This is a genomic window from Serratia sp. G204Y (assembly GCF_051172435.1).
GTDB lineage: Bacteria > Pseudomonadota > Gammaproteobacteria > Enterobacterales > Enterobacteriaceae > Serratia > Serratia sarumanii.
On sequence record NZ_JBPIZA010000012.1, the window covers coordinates 1 to 16,309 of the forward strand.

24 protein-coding genes are annotated in these 16,309 nt (G+C 55.2%); 6 read left to right on the forward strand and 18 right to left on the reverse strand.

All coding sequences use genetic code 11. The annotated features are described in order from the left end of the window. The first annotated feature begins 311 nt into the window (after window positions 1-311). A complete protein-coding gene (locus tag ACSBQQ_RS24370) occupies window positions 312-854 on the forward strand; it encodes a gamma carbonic anhydrase family protein (RefSeq protein WP_004929699.1) in 543 nt (180 codons plus the stop codon). 38 nt (window positions 855-892) lie between these two features. Here the strand turns inward: ACSBQQ_RS24370 and aroE are convergent, their stop codons facing one another. The 5 genes from aroE to dprA are packed head-to-tail and all read right to left on the reverse strand — an operon-like array spanning window position 893 to window position 4,437. Then, window positions 893-1,711, reverse strand: a complete 819-nt coding sequence (gene aroE, locus ACSBQQ_RS24375; protein WP_033655293.1) for a shikimate dehydrogenase — start codon at window positions 1,709-1,711, stop codon at window positions 893-895. Between the two features lie 11 nt (window positions 1,712-1,722). Continuing rightward, window positions 1,723-2,292 carry an L-threonylcarbamoyladenylate synthase type 1 TsaC gene (gene tsaC, locus ACSBQQ_RS24380; protein ID WP_060429438.1) on the reverse strand — a complete coding sequence of 190 codons (570 nt, stop codon included), beginning with the start codon at window positions 2,290-2,292 and terminating at the stop codon, window positions 1,723-1,725. A gap of 7 nt (window positions 2,293-2,299) precedes the next feature. After that, window positions 2,300-2,845, reverse strand: a complete 546-nt coding sequence (locus tag ACSBQQ_RS24385; protein ID WP_060429437.1) for a DNA topoisomerase family protein — start codon at window positions 2,843-2,845, stop codon at window positions 2,300-2,302. Between the two features lie 25 nt (window positions 2,846-2,870). After that, window positions 2,871-3,344 (reverse strand): DUF494 family protein Smg, encoded by a 474-nt coding sequence (smg, locus tag ACSBQQ_RS24390; protein ID WP_033650013.1) that lies wholly within the window; start codon window positions 3,342-3,344, stop codon window positions 2,871-2,873. Next, entirely contained in the window at window positions 3,316-4,437 is a 1,122-nt protein-coding gene (gene dprA / locus ACSBQQ_RS24395; RefSeq protein WP_060429436.1) for a DNA-protecting protein DprA, read from the reverse strand. Before dprA ends, smg begins: the two co-directional genes overlap by 29 nt. A gap of 133 nt (window positions 4,438-4,570) precedes the next feature. On the opposite strand from dprA, the gene def reads away from it, so the two are divergent. The 5 genes from def to mscL all read left to right on the forward strand — a co-directional run bounded on the left by def (window position 4,571) and on the right by mscL (window position 9,390). Beyond that, window positions 4,571-5,080: a peptide deformylase gene (gene def, locus ACSBQQ_RS24400; protein ID WP_033636244.1), complete on the forward strand. Its 510-nt coding sequence runs from the start codon at window positions 4,571-4,573 to the stop codon at window positions 5,078-5,080. Window positions 5,081-5,097: 17 nt separating this feature from the next. Then, entirely contained in the window at window positions 5,098-6,042 is a 945-nt protein-coding gene (gene fmt / locus ACSBQQ_RS24405; RefSeq protein ID WP_048322003.1) for a methionyl-tRNA formyltransferase, read from the forward strand. A 72-nt stretch (window positions 6,043-6,114) separates the two neighbouring features. After that, window positions 6,115-7,404, forward strand: coding sequence for a 16S rRNA (cytosine(967)-C(5))-methyltransferase RsmB (gene rsmB / locus ACSBQQ_RS24410; RefSeq protein ID WP_047570318.1), 1,290 nt, complete (start codon window positions 6,115-6,117; stop codon window positions 7,402-7,404). Window positions 7,405-7,459: 55 nt separating this feature from the next. After that, window positions 7,460-8,836, forward strand: coding sequence for a Trk system potassium transporter TrkA (gene trkA / locus ACSBQQ_RS24415; protein ID WP_033636248.1), 1,377 nt, complete (start codon window positions 7,460-7,462; stop codon window positions 8,834-8,836). A gap of 137 nt (window positions 8,837-8,973) precedes the next feature. Further along, a complete protein-coding gene (mscL, locus tag ACSBQQ_RS24420) occupies window positions 8,974-9,390 on the forward strand; it encodes a large-conductance mechanosensitive channel protein MscL (protein WP_025304493.1) in 417 nt (138 codons plus the stop codon). 58 nt (window positions 9,391-9,448) lie between these two features. Here the strand turns inward: mscL and ACSBQQ_RS24425 are convergent, their stop codons facing one another. From ACSBQQ_RS24425 to rpsE, 13 genes are all read right to left on the reverse strand, one after another. Next, window positions 9,449-9,655, reverse strand: a complete 207-nt coding sequence (locus ACSBQQ_RS24425) for an alternative ribosome-rescue factor A (RefSeq protein WP_033639242.1) — start codon at window positions 9,653-9,655, stop codon at window positions 9,449-9,451. Between the two features lie 75 nt (window positions 9,656-9,730). After that, on the reverse strand, window positions 9,731-10,162 hold the full coding sequence (zntR, locus tag ACSBQQ_RS24430; RefSeq protein WP_033636251.1) for a Zn(2+)-responsive transcriptional regulator: 432 nt from the start codon (window positions 10,160-10,162) through the stop codon (window positions 9,731-9,733). Further along, window positions 10,162-10,536 (reverse strand): DUF1992 domain-containing protein, encoded by a 375-nt coding sequence (locus ACSBQQ_RS24435; RefSeq protein ID WP_060429435.1) that lies wholly within the window; start codon window positions 10,534-10,536, stop codon window positions 10,162-10,164. Before ACSBQQ_RS24435 ends, zntR begins: the two co-directional genes overlap by 1 nt. Window positions 10,537-10,684: 148 nt before the next feature. Beyond that, complete coding sequence (rplQ, locus tag ACSBQQ_RS24440) at window positions 10,685-11,074, reverse strand: 50S ribosomal protein L17 (protein ID WP_004929726.1); 390 nt, start codon at window positions 11,072-11,074, stop codon at window positions 10,685-10,687. A 40-nt stretch (window positions 11,075-11,114) separates the two neighbouring features. Then, window positions 11,115-12,104: a DNA-directed RNA polymerase subunit alpha gene (locus ACSBQQ_RS24445; RefSeq protein ID WP_002919219.1), complete on the reverse strand. Its 990-nt coding sequence runs from the start codon at window positions 12,102-12,104 to the stop codon at window positions 11,115-11,117. 25 nt (window positions 12,105-12,129) lie between these two features. After that, window positions 12,130-12,750, reverse strand: a complete 621-nt coding sequence (gene rpsD / locus ACSBQQ_RS24450) for a 30S ribosomal protein S4 (RefSeq protein WP_004929729.1) — start codon at window positions 12,748-12,750, stop codon at window positions 12,130-12,132. Between the two features lie 30 nt (window positions 12,751-12,780). Then, window positions 12,781-13,170 carry a 30S ribosomal protein S11 gene (gene rpsK / locus ACSBQQ_RS24455; RefSeq protein ID WP_004929731.1) on the reverse strand — a complete coding sequence of 130 codons (390 nt, stop codon included), beginning with the start codon at window positions 13,168-13,170 and terminating at the stop codon, window positions 12,781-12,783. A gap of 16 nt (window positions 13,171-13,186) precedes the next feature. Continuing rightward, window positions 13,187-13,543 carry a 30S ribosomal protein S13 gene (gene rpsM, locus ACSBQQ_RS24460; protein ID WP_004929734.1) on the reverse strand — a complete coding sequence of 119 codons (357 nt, stop codon included), beginning with the start codon at window positions 13,541-13,543 and terminating at the stop codon, window positions 13,187-13,189. Window positions 13,544-13,691: 148 nt separating this feature from the next. Then, a complete protein-coding gene (gene rpmJ, locus ACSBQQ_RS24465) occupies window positions 13,692-13,808 on the reverse strand; it encodes a 50S ribosomal protein L36 (RefSeq protein ID WP_002227352.1) in 117 nt (38 codons plus the stop codon). 33 nt (window positions 13,809-13,841) lie between these two features. Then, a complete protein-coding gene (secY, locus tag ACSBQQ_RS24470) occupies window positions 13,842-15,173 on the reverse strand; it encodes a preprotein translocase subunit SecY (RefSeq protein WP_004929740.1) in 1,332 nt (443 codons plus the stop codon). Between the two features lie 7 nt (window positions 15,174-15,180). Continuing rightward, window positions 15,181-15,615 (reverse strand): 50S ribosomal protein L15, encoded by a 435-nt coding sequence (gene rplO, locus ACSBQQ_RS24475; protein WP_004929742.1) that lies wholly within the window; start codon window positions 15,613-15,615, stop codon window positions 15,181-15,183. Window positions 15,616-15,618: 3 nt separating this feature from the next. Beyond that, complete coding sequence (gene rpmD, locus ACSBQQ_RS24480) at window positions 15,619-15,798, reverse strand: 50S ribosomal protein L30 (protein WP_048232028.1); 180 nt, start codon at window positions 15,796-15,798, stop codon at window positions 15,619-15,621. 6 nt (window positions 15,799-15,804) lie between these two features. Further along, a complete protein-coding gene (gene rpsE, locus ACSBQQ_RS24485) occupies window positions 15,805-16,305 on the reverse strand; it encodes a 30S ribosomal protein S5 (protein ID WP_004929747.1) in 501 nt (166 codons plus the stop codon). Window positions 16,306-16,309 lie beyond the last annotated feature (4 nt).

The window sequence follows — 16,309 nt, forward strand, 5'->3', positions numbered from 1 at the left end:
GAGGTGGCGTATATTACGCTTTCCTCTTTCAGAGTCAACCCTAATTTTCAGGATTTTTTCTCTTTCTTCCCGGCCGCTGTGTGAAGTGAATCACTTGCGCCGTGTCGATGGAGGCGCATTATAGGGATCCGAGTTTTTTGCACAACCCCTTTTTTGATCTTTTCTTTCTGTTTGCACACTTTTCAGCCCTTCCGTGTGGATCTTGTGCGATCAGGGCCATTTTCAGCAGGATTCGGCGCTGCCGTTGGTTGTAATTCCATCGCCAGGGTCTAGTATTGCCGGTAAATATGATCCCGACGTGAGGCAGCACTATGTCCGATGCAGTACGTTCTTATCTTCAATACACCCCCAAACTCGGTCAGCGTGTCTTGATCGATCCTTCCAGCGTCGTGATCGGCGACGTCGATTTGGCGGATGACGTCAGTATCTGGCCGCTGGTCGCTATCCGCGGTGACGTCAATGCGGTAAAGATCGGCGCGCGCAGCAATATTCAGGACGGCAGCGTACTGCATGTGACTCACCGTTCCGAACACAACCCAGACGGTTATCCCCTGCTGATTGGGGAAGACGTGACCGTGGGCCATAAAGCGATGCTGCACGGCTGCGCCATCGGCAACCGGGTGCTGGTCGGTATGGGATCGATCCTGTTGGACGGTGTAGTAGTAGAAGACGACGTAATGATTGGCGCCGGCAGTTTGGTGGCGCCGGGCAAACGGCTGGCCAGCGGCTATCTTTATATGGGGAGCCCGGCACGCCAGGTTCGGCCGTTGACCGCCGCCGAGTTGGAAGGATTGCTTTATTCTTCTAACAACTATGTGCGTTGGAAAGATGAATATCTGTCGGAAGACATCTGACGGCCACCCCGTTCCCTATATAGAGAACGGGGTGGGAATTATGCCGCCAGTTCGCTGCGCAGCTGGCGCAATACCGGCTCGATCTCTGGCATCACTCCGTGCCAAAGCAGGAAAGCATGCGCCGCCTGCCCCACCAGCATACCCAGCCCATCGGCATATTCCGTTGCCCCTTGCTGCTGCGCCCAGGCCAGGAACGGCGTGACGCCCTGCTGATAGAACATGTCATAGCAACGGGTTTGCGCGTTGACTACGCCCGCGGGCAACGCCGGGATCTCCCCGCTGATGCCGGACGCCGTCGCGTTGATCACCAGATCGAACGCTTGCTGATTCAGTTGATCCATCGGCGCCGCCGAGATCTCTCCCAGATGCCGGAAAGCGTCGGCCAACTCCTCGGCGCGGCTGAAGGTGCGGTTGGTGATCGTGAGCCGGCAGCCGAAAGACAGCAGCGGCAGGATCACGCCGCGCGCCGCGCCGCCGGCCCCCACCAGCAAGATGCGATCCTGCGGCCGAATCAATTGCTGACGCTGCAGATCGGTCAGCAAACCGATGCCGTCGGTGTTGTCCCCCAGCAGACCGCCATTCGGCAATACCTTCAGGGTATTGACCGCGCCGGCCATCGCTGCGCGCTCGCTCAGCTCGGAAGCGGCCTCATAAGCACGCTCTTTGAAAGGCACCGTGACATTCGCCCCCAGCCCTCCGGCGTGGATAAACGCCTGCAGGCTGGTTTCAAAACCGTCCAACGGCGCCAACACCGCTCCATAGGGATGCTCAATGCCAGTCTGGGCAGCGAACAGCGCATGAATTCGCGGCGACTTGCTGTGACCGATAGGGTTGCCAAATACCGCAAACTTCTCCATGCCCATTACCTCTAGCCCTGACGGATCTGTTCGCCGGTCAGAGCATCTCTGATTTCGGAAGGATTAAGACGGCCACCCACCTCGCCAGCCAATACCGGGAAAGCCTCGCCGAATTGCCGCGCGACTTCATCCGCACTGCGGCACGGCTCCAGCCCACTGAGATTGGCACTGGTCGATACCAGCGGCTTGCCGTACTGCCGGCACAGTTGCTGCACCAACGGATGATCGCTGACGCGCACCGCCAGCGAGCTGAAACGCCCGGTCAGCAAACGCGGCGTCTCCGGCCGGGCAGGCAACACCCAGGTTACCGGCCCAGGCCAGCTGGCGAACATCGTCACGCGCTGCTGTTCGCTGAGCGCGCTGTCGTCGATATAGGGCTTAAGCTGCGTATAGTCGGCGGCGATCAGAATCAGCCCCTTTTCCCACGGCCGCTGTTTCAATGCCAGCAAAGCATTGACCGCCTGTTCGCTGTCGGGATCGCACCCCAGGCCGAATACCGCTTCGGTGGGATAGGCAATCACCTGCTGTTGATGCAAAGCATCGATGATAGATAAAAGGTTCGGGCTTAATTCTGAGTTCATGATGTGATTATTCTGTAGTCGCCACGGGTTTTCCGCACAGCTTGCTGGCACAGCACAGGACGGGGCCTTTTGCCGTACGTTTTTCCATCAGCAGCGGGTAATGGCAATAGGCGCATTCACCGGCGACGGGTTTAACATTGAGGGCGAATTGGCATTCCGGATAACGATCGCAGGAATGAAAAACCTTGCCGTAGCGCGATTTACGCTGCAACAGCTTGCCCTGACCGCACTGCGGACAGGTAATGGCGGTTTCATCAGGCTTATCGATCACTTCAGTGTGATCGCACTGCGGATAATCGCTGCAACCGATAAACATGCCATAGCGCCCCTGGCGCAGCACCAACGTCGCCTGACACTTCGGGCACTGCTGCCCATTCAGCACCTTGACGACATGCCCGTCGGCCTGCGCTTTCAGCGGCCGAATATATTGGCATTCAGGGTACTGGGAACAGCCGAGGAAGGGGCCGTGGCGACCGCTACGGATCACCAACTCGGCCCCGCATTCCGGACAGGGTTCATTTTGCCTGGCGGCAAAAATCGCGTTTTTTGTCATAACGTCTTCTATGCGCGTTATCGGCTCAATGCAGATAACCTTCGTTCACTTCAAACAACAGTTCTTCCATTTGCTGATAGGCGCTTTCATATCCGGGAATATTAAACAGCACCATCAACACGACCCATTTCAGATCTTCGAGATCGAATTCCGCATTATCCAAAGCCATAACACGGTCGATAACCATTTCACGGGTTTCGAGGTTCAATACCTGAATCTGTTCCAGGAACAGGAGAAAACCACGGCAGCCGGCGTCCAAACGCGCGCTTTCCTCTTCGGTGTAGATCCGCATTGCCAGCGGATCGGCATCCATAAAGTAAGGCGCATTTTGGCCTTCTTGCAGGTCAGCCAGCTTCTCAAGCCAATTCAACGCGTTGTAGATATCATCCCGATGAAACCCCGCCTGGGCGAGATCATCGGTCAGTTGATCCTGATCGACGCGCATCTCTGGTTCATTGTGGATATAAGTTTCAAACAAGTACATGAGTACGTCGAACATGGCTTGCCCTCCTTATTCGGACATAGCCGCCGGGTACAGCTGCGATCCACCCTGCTAACTCCAGTTCGAGTAACTTGATTACCACCACTGGCACAGGTTGGCCGGCACGTTCAGCGACGACGTCAACAGGTGTCACCTCATCTCCTACGTTAGCCAACACATCGGCAAATGGCAATTCAACTTCAGCCTGCGACGCACAAATAGTTGTATTTTCGTTCAGTGGCAGCCATTGAAGGCCGCTTCCCAGCAATTCTGCGATATCTTTCGGCCCGGTAACCAGATGCGCGCCCTGCTGAATTAGCCAGTGCGTGCCTTCGCTCATCGGGTTCCCTAACGGCCCCGGCAAGGCGAATACCTCACGCCCCTGCTCCAGCGCATAGCGGGCCGTCACCAGGGTACCGCTGCGCAACGAGGCTTCTATGACCAGAACGCCCTGGCTCAGCCCGCTGATAATACGGTTGCGGCGCGGAAAATGGTCGGCCAGAGGCAAATCGGTGACCAAATGATCAGAAATCACCGCGCCGCCCTGCTCGACAATCTGCTCCGCGAGCCTGCGGTGCCGGCGTGGATAAACATTGGCCAACCCGCTGCCCAATACCGCTACCGTGCAACCGCCGGCCGCCAGCGCTGCGCGATGGCAAATGCCGTCGATGCCGATCGCCAAACCGCTGGTGATGGTGAAACCGCAACGCGCCAATTCCGCGGCGAAATGATTGGCCCAACGCTCGCCGTAGTGGCTGAACTGCCGGCTGCCAACCATGGCGAGCTGCGGACGCAGCAACGCTTGAGGATCGCCCTCGATCAGCAAAAACAGCGGCGCATCGTCGATCTGGGCCAGGCGTTCCGGATAGCCGGCCGCCCCATAGTTCAGCATACGGTGCGCCGGCAGTTCCAGCCAACGCAGGCTGGCCGCCAGATAAGCGGGATCCGCTTGGTTGAACTGCGCCCGCTGCCGCTCGTTCAACCCCAGTTCACGCAACGCGCTGCGAGGCTCGCGCCCCATTTGCGATAGCTGCCGCACGATCCGCCTGGCCACGACGGTCTGCAGCCCCGTTACCCCTCGCATCCGTAAAGCGATCTCTTCCGGCCGCATCGTCTGTTCCCTCAGCAAAAACGGTGGTATTACCAATCTGAGCAATTGGTGCGCAATGCTGTCAATCAGGCCGGGAAATGTCTAGAATAGAGGTTAAACCTCGTTCATTACTCGGATACAGATCTAAAGATATATGTCAGTCTTGCAGGTATTACATTTCCCAGACGAGCGTCTGCGCAAAATCGCAGCGCCGGTAAAAGAAGTCAATGCAGATATCCAGCGCATCGTGGATGATATGTTTGAAACCATGTACGCAGAGGAAGGCATTGGCCTGGCTGCGACTCAGGTGGATATCCATCAGCGCATTATCGTGATCGACGTCTCCGAGAATCGCGATCAGCGCCTGGTGCTGATCAACCCCGAGCTGCTGGAAAAGAGCGGCGAAACCGGCATCGAGGAAGGCTGTCTTTCCATTCCCGAGCAGCGTGCGTTGGTACCACGTGCCGCGCAGGTGAAGATCCGCGCGCTGGATCGCGAAGGCAAACCTTTCGAACTGGAAGCGGACGATCTGCTGGCGATCTGCATCCAGCACGAGATGGATCACCTGATGGGCAAACTGTTCGTCGATTACCTGTCGCCGCTCAAGCGTCAGCGCATTCGTCAGAAACTGGAAAAAATGGCCAAGCTTCAAGCCCGCGCCTAACCGATCAGGAAATCAACGTGTCTGACTCTTTACGGATTATTTTCGCCGGAACACCAGACTTCGCAGCGCGTCATCTTGACGCGCTGTTGTCATCTGAGCATCAGATTGTCGGCGTTTTTACCCAGCCCGACCGCCCGGCAGGCCGCGGCAACAAGCTGACGCCAAGCCCGGTAAAAGTGCTGGCTGAGCAACACCAACTGCCGGTATTTCAGCCCAAATCGCTGCGCCCCGAAGAGAACCAGCGCCTGGTGGCCGATCTTAACGCCGACGTGATGGTGGTGGTTGCCTACGGGCTGATCCTGCCGCAGGCGGTGCTGGATATGCCGCGTCTCGGTTGCATCAACGTACATGGCTCGCTGCTGCCTCGCTGGCGCGGTGCGGCGCCGATCCAGCGCTCGCTCTGGGCCGGCGACAGCGAAACCGGCGTGACCATCATGCAGATGGACGTCGGTCTCGATACCGGCGACATGATGCACAAGATCGCCTGCCCGATTGAGAGCAGCGATACCAGCGCCAGTCTCTACGACAAGCTGGCGCAGCTCGGCCCGCAGGGCATGCTGACGACGCTGCGCCAAATGGCCGACGGCAGCGCCACCCGCGAAGTGCAGGACGAAGCGCTGGTGACCTACGCCGAGAAGCTGAGCAAAGAAGAAGCTCGCCTGGACTGGACGCTGTCCGCCGAACAACTGGAGCGCTGCATCCGCGCCTTCAACCCTTGGCCGATCAGCTACTTCACCATCGACGATCAACCGGTGAAAGTCTGGCAAGCCAGCGTACTGGCGCAAAGCGCCAATGCGGAGCCGGGCACCGTTGTCCATGCCGACAAGCACGGCATTCAGGTGGCGACCGCCGACGGCATCCTCAATCTGATCCAACTGCAGCCCGCCGGCAAGAAACCGATGTCGGCGCAGGACCTGTTAAATTCACGCCGTGAATGGTTTACCCCGGGTAACCGGCTGTAAGTCACCCCACTGCCCGGCCGTTCATCGCCGGGCCGTTATTTTCTTAATGCCGATCGTTATCAGCTTCAGCCTATGAAAAATAATTACAATCTCCGCAGCATCGCTGCCAAAGCCATCGGCCAGGTGCTGGATCAAGGGCAGTCGCTCAGCACTGTCCTGCCAACACTCCAAACCGCCATCAGCGATAAGGACCGCGGGTTGTTGCAGGAACTGTGTTTCGGCACATTGCGCGTGCTGCCGCAGCTCGAATGGTGCATTCAGCAATTGATGGCCAAGCCGCTGACCGGCAAGCAGCGTACGCTGCACTATCTGCTGATGGTCGGCCTGTATCAGCTGCTGTATACCCGTATCCCGCCGCACGCCGTATTGGCCGAAACCGTGGAAGGCGCGGTGGCGCTGAAACGCCCACAGTTGAAAGGCCTGATTAACGGCGTCTTGCGGCAATTCCAGCGCCAGCAGGAAGAGCTGCTGCAGCGCGCCGCCAACAATGACAGCCGCTATTTGCACCCGAGCTGGTTGCTGAAACGCATTCAACAGGCTTATCCCGCCAACTGGGAACAGATCGTCGACGCCAATAACCAGAAGCCACCGATGTGGCTGCGCGTCAACCGCCTGCATCACACCCGCGAAGCTTATCTGCAGTTGCTGACCGACGCAGGCATCGCCGCGGAGCCTCATTCAGACTATGCCGACGCGGTGCGTTTGCTGGCGCCTTGCGCCGTGACCGATCTGCCTGGGTTCGCCGACGGCTGGGTCACCGTGCAAGATGCCTCAGCCCAGGGCTGTGTCGATCTATTGGATCCGCAAGACGGTGAACAGATCCTCGATTTGTGCGCCGCGCCTGGCGGCAAAACCACGCATATTCTGGAAGCGGCGCCGAAAGCGCACGTCATGGCGGTCGATATCGACGAACAGCGCCTGGCGCGGGTGAAGGAAAACCTGCAGCGCCTGCGTTTGCACGCAGAGGTTAAGCTGGGCGATGGCCGCACCCCGCAGCAATGGTGCGGTGACAAGCTGTTCGACCGGATCCTGCTGGACGCGCCTTGTTCCGCCACCGGCGTGATCCGCCGTCACCCCGACATCAAATGGCTGCGTCGCGATCGCGACATCGCCGAACTCGCCGCGCTGCAGGCCGACATCCTGGAAGCCGTCTGGCCCCATCTGAAATCGGGCGGCGTGATGGTTTACGCTACCTGCTCTATCCTGCCGGATGAAAACAGCAGCCAGATCGCCGCGTTCTTGCAGCGCCACGCCGATGCCAAGCTGGTTGAAACCGGCGATGCGCAGCGGCCGGGGCGGCAGAATATCCCGCATCCCGAGGACGGCGATGGCTTCTTTTACGCTAAGCTGATTAAAATGTAATGCTTCGGGGCGTGCGTGCGCGCCCTAAGTCTTTCAGTGTGAAGCAGAGAACACGATGAAAATAATTATTCTTGGTGCCGGTCAGGTTGGCGGGACGCTGGCGGAAAACCTGGTGGGTGAAAACAACGATATCACCGTCGTCGATACCGATTCCGGCCGGCTGCGTCAGCTGCAGGATAAATTCGATCTGCGGGTGGTTCAGGGGCACGGCTCTCATCCTCGGGTGCTGCGCGAAGCCGGCGCAGAAGACGCTGACATGCTGGTCGCCGTCACCAACTCCGACGAAACCAACATGGTTGCCTGCCAGATCGCCTATTCTCTGTTCAATACCCCCAACCGCATCGCCCGTATCCGCGCGCCGGAATATATCCGCGAGTCGGAGAAACTGTTCCTGCCGGAAGCGGTGCCGATCGACCATCTGATTTCACCGGAGCAGCTGGTCATCGACTATATCTACAAGCTGATTGAATACCCCGGCGCGCTGCAGGTGGTCAACTTCGCCGAAGGCAAGGTCAGCATCGCTGCGGTTAAAGCCTATTACGGCGGCCCGCTGGTCGGCAATGCGCTCTCTTCGATGCGCGAACACATGCCGCATATAGACACCCGCGTCGCCGCTATTTTCCGCCAGGACAGACCAATACGTCCGCAAGGCTCGACCATTATCGAAGCCGGTGATGAAGTCTTCTTCGTCGCCGCATCACAGCACATCCGCGCGGTGATGAGCGAACTGCAGCGGCTGGAAAAACCCTATAAGCGCATCATGATCGTCGGCGGCGGCAACGTCGGCGCCGGCCTGGCCGCCAAGCTGGAAAAAGACTACAACGTCAAACTGATCGAGCGGAACCAGCAACGCGCCGCCGAACTGGCCGAGCAGCTGCACGATACCATCGTGTTCTACGGCGATGCCTCCGACCAGGAGCTGCTGGCCGAAGAGCACGTCGAACAGGTGGATGTCTTCATCGCCATCACCAACGACGATGAGGCCAACATCATGTCCGCCATGCTGGCCAAGCGCATGGGCGCCAAGAAGGTGATGGTCTTGATCCAGCGCCGCGCCTATGTCGATCTGGTGCAGGGCAGCGTGATCGATATCGCCATTTCGCCGCAGCAGGCGACCATCTCCGCCCTGTTGGGGCACGTGCGCAAAGCGGATATCGTCAGCGTCTCGTCGCTGCGCCGCGGCGTGGCGGAAGCGATCGAAGCGATTGCCCACGGCGATGAAAGCACGTCCAAAGTGGTCGGCCGCATCGTCGAAGACATCAAGCTGCCACCGGGCACCACCATCGGCGCGATCGTACGTGGTGACGACGTGATCATCGCCAACGGCAACAGCAAAATCGAACAGGGCGATCACGTCATCATGTTTATTACCGACAAGAAATTCGTGCCGGACGTTGAACGCCTGTTCCAACCGAGCCCGTTCTTCTTGTAGAACAAATTTATTAGGCGGTGGTCTATAATCGCGTAGTTGTTCTCTGCCTTGGGAGGAGATAAAACTTCTCTCCTTTTGTGGCAAAGGGAAATTGCTTTGTTAAACTTGAGTTATTAATTCTGCAAGGGGTGCGTTCTATGAGTATGTTGAAAGAGTTTCGCGAATTTGCCATGCGTGGCAACGTGGTCGATCTGGCCGTCGGTGTGATTATCGGTGCCGCATTCGGCAAGATTGTTTCGTCCTTCGTGGCCGATATCATCATGCCACCACTGGGGTTACTGATCGGCGGCGTCGACTTTAAACAATTCCATCTGGTATTACGTGAAGCTCAGGGCGCCGTACCGGCGGTGGTAATGAACTACGGTTCATTCATTCAAACCGTATTCGACTTCGTGATTGTCGCCTTCGCCATCTTCCTGGCAATTAAATTGATGAACAAAATGCGCCGCAAGCAGGAAGAAGCGCCGGCAGCGCCGCCAGCGCCTACCGCAGAAGAGAAACTGCTGACGGAAATCCGTGACCTGCTGAGCCAGCAACAGCAGCCAAAACTGTAAAACAGCGTTTGGTTATGCCAATAAAAAGCCACCTGACGAAGGTGGCTTTTTTAATGCCTTAAAACCAGAAGGCCAGTGGTAAATTATCGCTTGATAGTTTACCACTGGCCTCCCAGTTACCGCCTTTGTTGTGTTTTTCTTTACGCCGATAGCTGCCTTTGCCTTTCACATTCTTTTCTACTCGTTGACGGAATAGCGGATCATGCAGCAGCGCCTCAATGGCGTTATCTTGAATCTGACCTTTAGTGTGACGATATTTCGTCATGATAATGCTCCTGTAAAAGGTGTGGTGATAAAACGGGGCGATAATACTGCCGGCGGTATAAAAATTAAAGTGCCGTCAGCAACCTTTTTTGCCTTTTTCATCGCTGGCGCCCTGTTCCAAGGCTTCCAGAATAGAACAATAATTGCTGGTATGGGCAGTGCCACAGCAGGCATCACTCAGCCGCTTCAGCGATTCGCGCATGCGAGTCAGCTCCGCCAACTTACTTTCCACTTCGCTCAGGCGCGCATCGACGATCGACTTCGACTCCTGGCAGGTATGATGTTCAGGATCGACGCGGATCGACAGCAGCTCAGCGATCGTTTCCAGAGTAAATCCCAGCTGCTTGGCATAGCGAATGAAGCGCAGCCGCTGCAGATCCTGCTCGGTGTAGAGCCGATAACCACCTTCGGTGCGGACATTGTGATCCATCATGCCCTGCTTTTCATAGTAACGCACGGTATCCGGCGTCACTTCGGCAAGCTTGGCCAACTGACCTATCTTGAACATTACTTCTCCTCCCGGGTGAATTTGCCGTCCAATGCACGCTGATATTCACCATGTAAGAAAGCCGTACTCATCCCAGCCTGACGCAACCGATGCTCCAGCAGCGCCATGCGTTTGCTGAGTTCGACATAGTCCTGATGCTCACTGTTAATCCCTTGTAGCAAACGAGCAACGGTCAACGCCTCTTTGCGATCTTCCAGCGCCGGCGGCAGGTAACCGGCATTTTTCAGCAAACGGTAACCGGCGCGCAGTTCAGCCGGCACCGCGCTGTCATCTTCCAGCGCCAACGGTTGACCCTGGCCGGGCAGATTGTCGAACTCGCCTTTATCCTGGGCATCAAGGATATGGCGTTCCGCCCATTGATCGAGCAGCCCCATGAAAGACAGCCTCGGTTAGCCTAATGATGAAGCCTTAGCATAGCGGATAGGGGCGGGGATCTTAAGCGCAGCGGGGGAATTACGCACATTTGGCTGGGTTTGGACGTAAAAAAACCGGGCAAGCCCGGTTTTTTTACGCGTCTACAGATTACTCTGCAGTTGCTACTTCTGCTTGAGACTCAGCACGATCAACCAGCTCGATGTATGCCATCGGCGCGTTGTCGCCTGCGCGGAAGCCACACTTCAGAATGCGAGTGTAACCACCGGCACGGCTCGCGAAACGCGGGCCCAGCTCGTTAAACAGTTTTGCCACGATCTCGTTATCACGAGTACGGGCGAATGCCAGACGACGATTAGCTACGCTGTCGGTCTTGGCAAGAGTAATCAGCGGCTCAACAACGCGACGCAGCTCTTTTGCTTTTGGCAGGGTCGTCTTGATGATCTCATGACGAACCAAAGAGCCGGCCATGTTACGGAACATAGCCTGGCGATGGCTGCTGTTACGGTTCAGTTGACGACCACTCTTACGATGGCGCATGACCTTATCCTTCTCAGTAAAACCTTAACCTGTGATCCGGTTACTCGTCAGCAATGCTTGCCGGCGGCCAGTTTTCCAGGCGCATGCCCAGAGACAGACCACGTGAGGCCAGCACGTCTTTAATCTCGGTAAGAGATTTTTTACCCAGGTTTGGCGTTTTCAGCAACTCAACCTCGGTACGCTGTACCAGATCACCGATGTAGTGGATAGCTTCTGCCTTGAGGCAGTTAGCAGAGCGGACAGTCAATTCCAGATCGTCAACAGGGCGCAGCAAGATCGGATCGAATTCCGGTTTCTCTTCTTTAACTTCCGGCTGACGTACATCACGCAGGTCAACGAAAGCTTCAAGTTGTTCAGCCAGAATGGTGGCCGCACGGCGGATCGCCTCTTCAGGATCGATCGTGCCATTGGTCTCCATCTCGATGACCAGCTTATCCAAGTCAGTACGCTGTTCTACACGCGCAGCTTCAACATTGTAGGCGATACGCTCTACAGGGCTGTAGCAGGCGTCAACCAACAGACGACCGATTGGGCGCTCATCTTCTTCCGAATGAATTCGGGCAGAAGCCGGCACATAACCGCGACCGCGCTGAACTTTGATACGCATGCTGATAGCCGCGTTCTCATCAGTCAGGTGGCAGATCACGTGCTGAGGCTTGACGATTTCGACATCACCATCATGGGTGATGTCGGCAGCGGTCACAGGGCCAATGCCAGATTTATTCAGGGTAAGAATAACTTCGTCTTTGCCTTGAACTCTCACCGCCAGCCCTTTCAGGTTGAGCAGGATCTCCAGGATATCTTCCTGTACGCCTTCTTTGGTGCTGTACTCATGCAGTACACCATCAATCTCAACCTCGGTCACCGCGCAACCCGGCATAGATGAAAGCAGAATACGGCGCAGTGCGTTGCCAAGAGTATGGCCAAAGCCACGCTCTAAAGGCTCAAGGGTCACCTTGGCGTGCGTCGAACTGACTTGCTCGATATCTACCAGGCGCGGTTTTAGAAACTCTGTCACAGAACCCTGCATTGTGTCCTCTCTTTGGTACTAAGCTTTACTTGGAGTAAAGCTCGACGATCAGGTGTTCGTTAATGTCCGCAGACAGATCGGTACGTTCAGGCATACGCTTGAACACGCCTTCCATCTTAGCAGCATCAACTTCCAGCCAAGTCGGCTTTTCACGCTGCTCAGCCAGCTCCAGAGAAGCTTTAACACGAGACTGCTTTTTAGCTTTCTCGCGGATGCTGACTACGTCATTCGGAGATACCTGATAAGAAGCGATGTTAACAACGCGACCGTTTACCATAACTGCTTTGTGGCTAACCAGCTGACGTGACTCTGCACGAGTAGCGCCGAAGCCCATACGGTAAACAACGTTGTCCAGACGACCTTCCAGCAGCTGCAACAGGTTTTCACCGGTGTTGCCCTTCAGGCGGGTTGCTTCTTTGTAATAGTTACGGAATTGACGCTCCAGAATGCCGTACATACGGCGAACTTTCTGCTTCTCACGCAACTGAACACCGTAATCAGACAGACGCGGTTTACGCGCACCGTGCTGACCAGGTGCTTGTTCAATTTTACACTTGGAATCGATCGCGCGAACGCCAGACTTAAGGAACAGGTCTGTGCCCTCACGACGGCTCAGCTTGAGCTTAGGACCCAAATATCTTGCCATTTTCTTTCTCCAACAATCCTAAAAGCTGCGTTACACGCGGCGCTTTTTCGGCGGACGACAACCGTTATGAGGGATCGGAGTCACATCAGTAATGTTAGTGATGCGGAAACCAGCCGCGTTCAGAGCGCGGATAGTAGACTCACGACCAGGACCAGGTCCTTTAACCATAACTTCCAGGTTCTTGATACCGTATTCTTTTACTGCGTCAGCACAACGTTCTGCTGCAACCTGTGCTGCGAACGGAGTGGACTTACGAGAACCACGGAAACCGGAACCACCGGCTGTTGCCCAACCCAAAGCATTACCCTGACGATCAGTGATGGTAACGATGGTGTTGTTGAAAGAAGCATGGATATGAGCCACGCCGTCAGAGACTTGCTTTCTTACACGCTTACGTGTACGAACAGGTGCCTTTGCCATTATTCAATAACCCCGATTATTTCTTGATCGGCTTGCGCGGACCCTTACGGGTACGAGCGTTGGTCTTGGTGCGCTGACCGCGTACCGGCAGACCACGACGATGACGCAAACCACGATAGCAACCAAGGTCCATAAGACGCTTGATGCTCAGGGTAATTTCACGACGCAAATCACCCTCAACGGTGTATTTGGCAACTGCATCACGAAGCTTTTCGATTTGCTCTTCAGACAGCTCACTGATCTTAACATTTTCAGCAATACCCGTGGATGCACAGATAGCCTGTGAACGGGTTTTACCGATACCGAAGATCGACGTTAAGGCGATAACGGTATGTTTATGATCAGGAATGTTAATGCCTGCTATACGGGCCACTATGCACTCCTACTATTTTATACAGCAACACCATTCTGAAAAGCCCGTTTTCAGGATACTCAAATAGTGTTGCAGTGCGACATACAAAAGATTGGCTGGCTAATCTAGCCAGCTCAACCCAACTTTGCAAGAAAAATATGCGAGATAATCAGCCTTGACGCTGTTTATGCTTCGGCTCGGCGCTGCAAATCACACGAACGACACCGTTACGCTTAACGATTTTGCAGTTACGACATAATTTCTTGACGGAAGCACGAACTTTCATTTTTACTCTCCGTAACTTCTCAAACGAATCTGACTAGCGGTTATAGCCTTTCAGATTTGCTTTCTTCAATGCAGACTCGTACTGACTTGACATCATCAGAGTTTGCACTTGAGCCATAAAGTCCATGATGACGACAACCACGATCAGTAGCGAGGTACCACCAAAGTAGAATGGTACTTTCATTGCATCACGCATGAACTCCGGGATCAGGCAGATGAAAGTAATGTACATCGCGCCCACCAGGGTTAAACGCGTCATTACTTTATCGATATACTTCGCCGTTTGCTCTCCCGGACGAATTCCTGGTACGAAGGCACCGGACTTCTTCAGGTTATCTGCTGTCTCACGCGGGTTGAAGACCAACGCCGTGTAGAAGAAACAGAAGAAGATGATTGCAGACGCATAGAGTAACACATAAAGCGGTTGCCCTGGCTGCAAATACAGCGAAATCGTAGTCAGCCAGTTCCAACCGGTACCGCCCCCAAACCATGATGCAATCGTGGCCGGGAACAGAATAATGCTGGAAGCGAAAATCGCCGGGATAACACCCGCCATGTTCACTTTCAACGGTAAATGTGTGCTCTGTGCTGCATAAACACGACGACCTTGTTGACGCTTCGCATAGTTAACGACGATACGACGTTGACCACGCTCGATGAAAACAACGAAGAAGGTTACTGCAAACACCAATACTGCAACCAACAGCAGCAGGAGGAAGTGCAGGTCGCCTTGCCGCGCTTGCTCGATAGTATGGGCCACTGCCGGCGGGAGCCCCGCTACAATACCCGCGAAGATAATGATCGAGATACCGTTGCCGATACCGCGTTCAGTAATCTGCTCACCCAGCCACATCAGGAACATTGTCCCGGTTACCAGGCTCACAACCGCAGTAAAGTAGAATGCAAAGCCTGGATTTAACACCAGGCCCTGCATACCAGGCATATTCGGCAGACCGGTAGCAATACCGATCGACTGGAATATGGCCAATACCAGCGTACCGTAACGGGTGTACTGGCTAATCTTGCGACGGCCAGCCTCCCCTTCTTTCTTGATTTCCGCCAACGCTGGATGAACCACCGTCAGCAGCTGGATAATGATCGACGCCGAGATATACGGCATGATCCCCAGAGCAAAGATAGAAGCACGGCTGAGGGCACCACCAGAGAACATGTTAAACATTTCAATGATAGTGCCTCTCTGCTGCTCAAGCAATTTGGCAAGCACAGTGGCATCGATACCAGGAATCGGAATGAAAGAGCCGATGCGGAAGACAATCAGCGCGCCGATGACAAACAAAAGTCTGCGCTTCAGCTCGCCGAGCCCGCCTTTAGCACTTTGAAAATCTAATCCTGGTTGCTTAGCCATCTGCTACTTATTCCTCAATTTTACCGCCAGCAGCCTCGATAGCAGCACGAGCGCCTTTGGTGACACGCAGACCACGCAGGGTTACCGGACGAGCGACTTCGCCAGAAAGTACAACTTTCGCGAATTCGATCTGGACACCAACTACGTTAGCGGCTTTCAGCGCGTTCAGGTCGATAACATCGCCTTCAACCAGAGCCAGTTCAGACAGACGAACTTCTGCCGTGATCATCGCTTTGCGTGAAGTGAAGCCGAATTTCGGCAGACGACGGTACAGAGGCATCTGACCACCTTCGAAACCACGACGTACGCCACCGCCAGAACGAGACTTCTGACCTTTGTGACCACGGCCGCCGGTTTTACCCAGGCCAGAACCAATACCACGACCTACACGCTTAGGCGCATGCTTGGCACCTTCAGCCGGAGACAGAGTATTTAAACGCATCTGTTACTCCTCAACTTTAACCATGTAGGAAACCAGGTTGACCATACCGCGAACAGCAGGAGTATCCTCGCGCTCTACGGTGTGACCAATACGACGCAGACCCAGACCGAGCAGAGTAGCTTTATGCTTCGGCAGACGGCCAATTGAGCTGCGAGTTTGTGTAACTTTAATAGTCTTAGCCATGGTCAATTACCCCAGAATGTCGGCAACGGATTTACCACGCTTAGCAGCGACCATTTCAGGAGACTTCATATTCGCCAGAGCGTCGATAGTTGCACGAACCACGTTGATCGGGTTGGTGGAACCATAAGCTTTAGCCAATACGTTGTGCACCCCAGCAACTTCGAGAACGGCGCGCATTGCACCGCCCGCGATGATACCGGTACCTTCATGAGCAGGCTGCATGAACACGCGAGAACCCGTGTGAGCGCCCTTAACAGGGTGCTGCAGGGTGCCGCTGTTCAGCGCGACGTTCATCATGTTGCGACGGGCTTTTTCCATCGCTTTCTGGATCGCTGCTGGAACTTCGCGTGCTTTGCCGTAGCCAAAACCAACGCGACCGTTACCATCACCAACTACAGTCAGTGCGGTAAAGCTGAAAATACGGCCACCTTTTACGGTTTTAGATACGCGGTTTACCGCGATCAGCTTTTCCTGCAGTTCGCCAGCTTGTTTTTCGATGTGAGCCATCTTA

Excerpts from the sequence above, each read along its gene's own strand:
- secY (WP_004929740.1), bottom strand. The coding sequence starts at position 15,173 with ATGGCTAAGCAACCAGGATTAGATTTTCAAAGTGCTAAAGGCGGGCTC.
- rplO (WP_004929742.1), bottom strand. The coding sequence starts at position 15,615 with ATGCGTTTAAATACTCTGTCTCCGGCTGAAGGTGCCAAGCATGCGCCT.
- def (WP_033636244.1), top strand. The coding sequence starts at position 4,571 with ATGTCAGTCTTGCAGGTATTACATTTCCCAGACGAGCGTCTGCGCAAA.
- rpmD (WP_048232028.1), bottom strand. The coding sequence starts at position 15,798 with ATGGCTAAGACTATTAAAGTTACACAAACTCGCAGCTCAATTGGCCGT.
- rpsE (WP_004929747.1), bottom strand. The coding sequence starts at position 16,305 with ATGGCTCACATCGAAAAACAAGCTGGCGAACTGCAGGAAAAGCTGATC.
- rpsK (WP_004929731.1), bottom strand. The coding sequence starts at position 13,170 with ATGGCAAAGGCACCTGTTCGTACACGTAAGCGTGTAAGAAAGCAAGTC.
- ACSBQQ_RS24435 (WP_060429435.1), bottom strand. The coding sequence starts at position 10,536 with ATGGGGCTGCTCGATCAATGGGCGGAACGCCATATCCTTGATGCCCAG.
- tsaC (WP_060429438.1), bottom strand. The coding sequence starts at position 2,292 with ATGAACTCAGAATTAAGCCCGAACCTTTTATCTATCATCGATGCTTTG.
- ACSBQQ_RS24385 (WP_060429437.1), bottom strand. The coding sequence starts at position 2,845 with ATGACAAAAAACGCGATTTTTGCCGCCAGGCAAAATGAACCCTGTCCG.
- ACSBQQ_RS24370 (WP_004929699.1), top strand. The coding sequence starts at position 312 with ATGTCCGATGCAGTACGTTCTTATCTTCAATACACCCCCAAACTCGGT.
- ACSBQQ_RS24445 (WP_002919219.1), bottom strand. The coding sequence starts at position 12,104 with ATGCAGGGTTCTGTGACAGAGTTTCTAAAACCGCGCCTGGTAGATATC.
- rsmB (WP_047570318.1), top strand. The coding sequence starts at position 6,115 with ATGAAAAATAATTACAATCTCCGCAGCATCGCTGCCAAAGCCATCGGC.
- rplQ (WP_004929726.1), bottom strand. The coding sequence starts at position 11,074 with ATGCGCCATCGTAAGAGTGGTCGTCAACTGAACCGTAACAGCAGCCAT.
- mscL (WP_025304493.1), top strand. The coding sequence starts at position 8,974 with ATGAGTATGTTGAAAGAGTTTCGCGAATTTGCCATGCGTGGCAACGTG.
- dprA (WP_060429436.1), bottom strand. The coding sequence starts at position 4,437 with ATGCGGCCGGAAGAGATCGCTTTACGGATGCGAGGGGTAACGGGGCTG.
- smg (WP_033650013.1), bottom strand. The coding sequence starts at position 3,344 with ATGTTCGACGTACTCATGTACTTGTTTGAAACTTATATCCACAATGAA.
- zntR (WP_033636251.1), bottom strand. The coding sequence starts at position 10,162 with ATGTTCAAGATAGGTCAGTTGGCCAAGCTTGCCGAAGTGACGCCGGAT.
- rpmJ (WP_002227352.1), bottom strand. The coding sequence starts at position 13,808 with ATGAAAGTTCGTGCTTCCGTCAAGAAATTATGTCGTAACTGCAAAATC.
- aroE (WP_033655293.1), bottom strand. The coding sequence starts at position 1,711 with ATGGAGAAGTTTGCGGTATTTGGCAACCCTATCGGTCACAGCAAGTCG.
- rpsD (WP_004929729.1), bottom strand. The coding sequence starts at position 12,750 with ATGGCAAGATATTTGGGTCCTAAGCTCAAGCTGAGCCGTCGTGAGGGC.
- trkA (WP_033636248.1), top strand. The coding sequence starts at position 7,460 with ATGAAAATAATTATTCTTGGTGCCGGTCAGGTTGGCGGGACGCTGGCG.
- ACSBQQ_RS24425 (WP_033639242.1), bottom strand. The coding sequence starts at position 9,655 with ATGACGAAATATCGTCACACTAAAGGTCAGATTCAAGATAACGCCATT.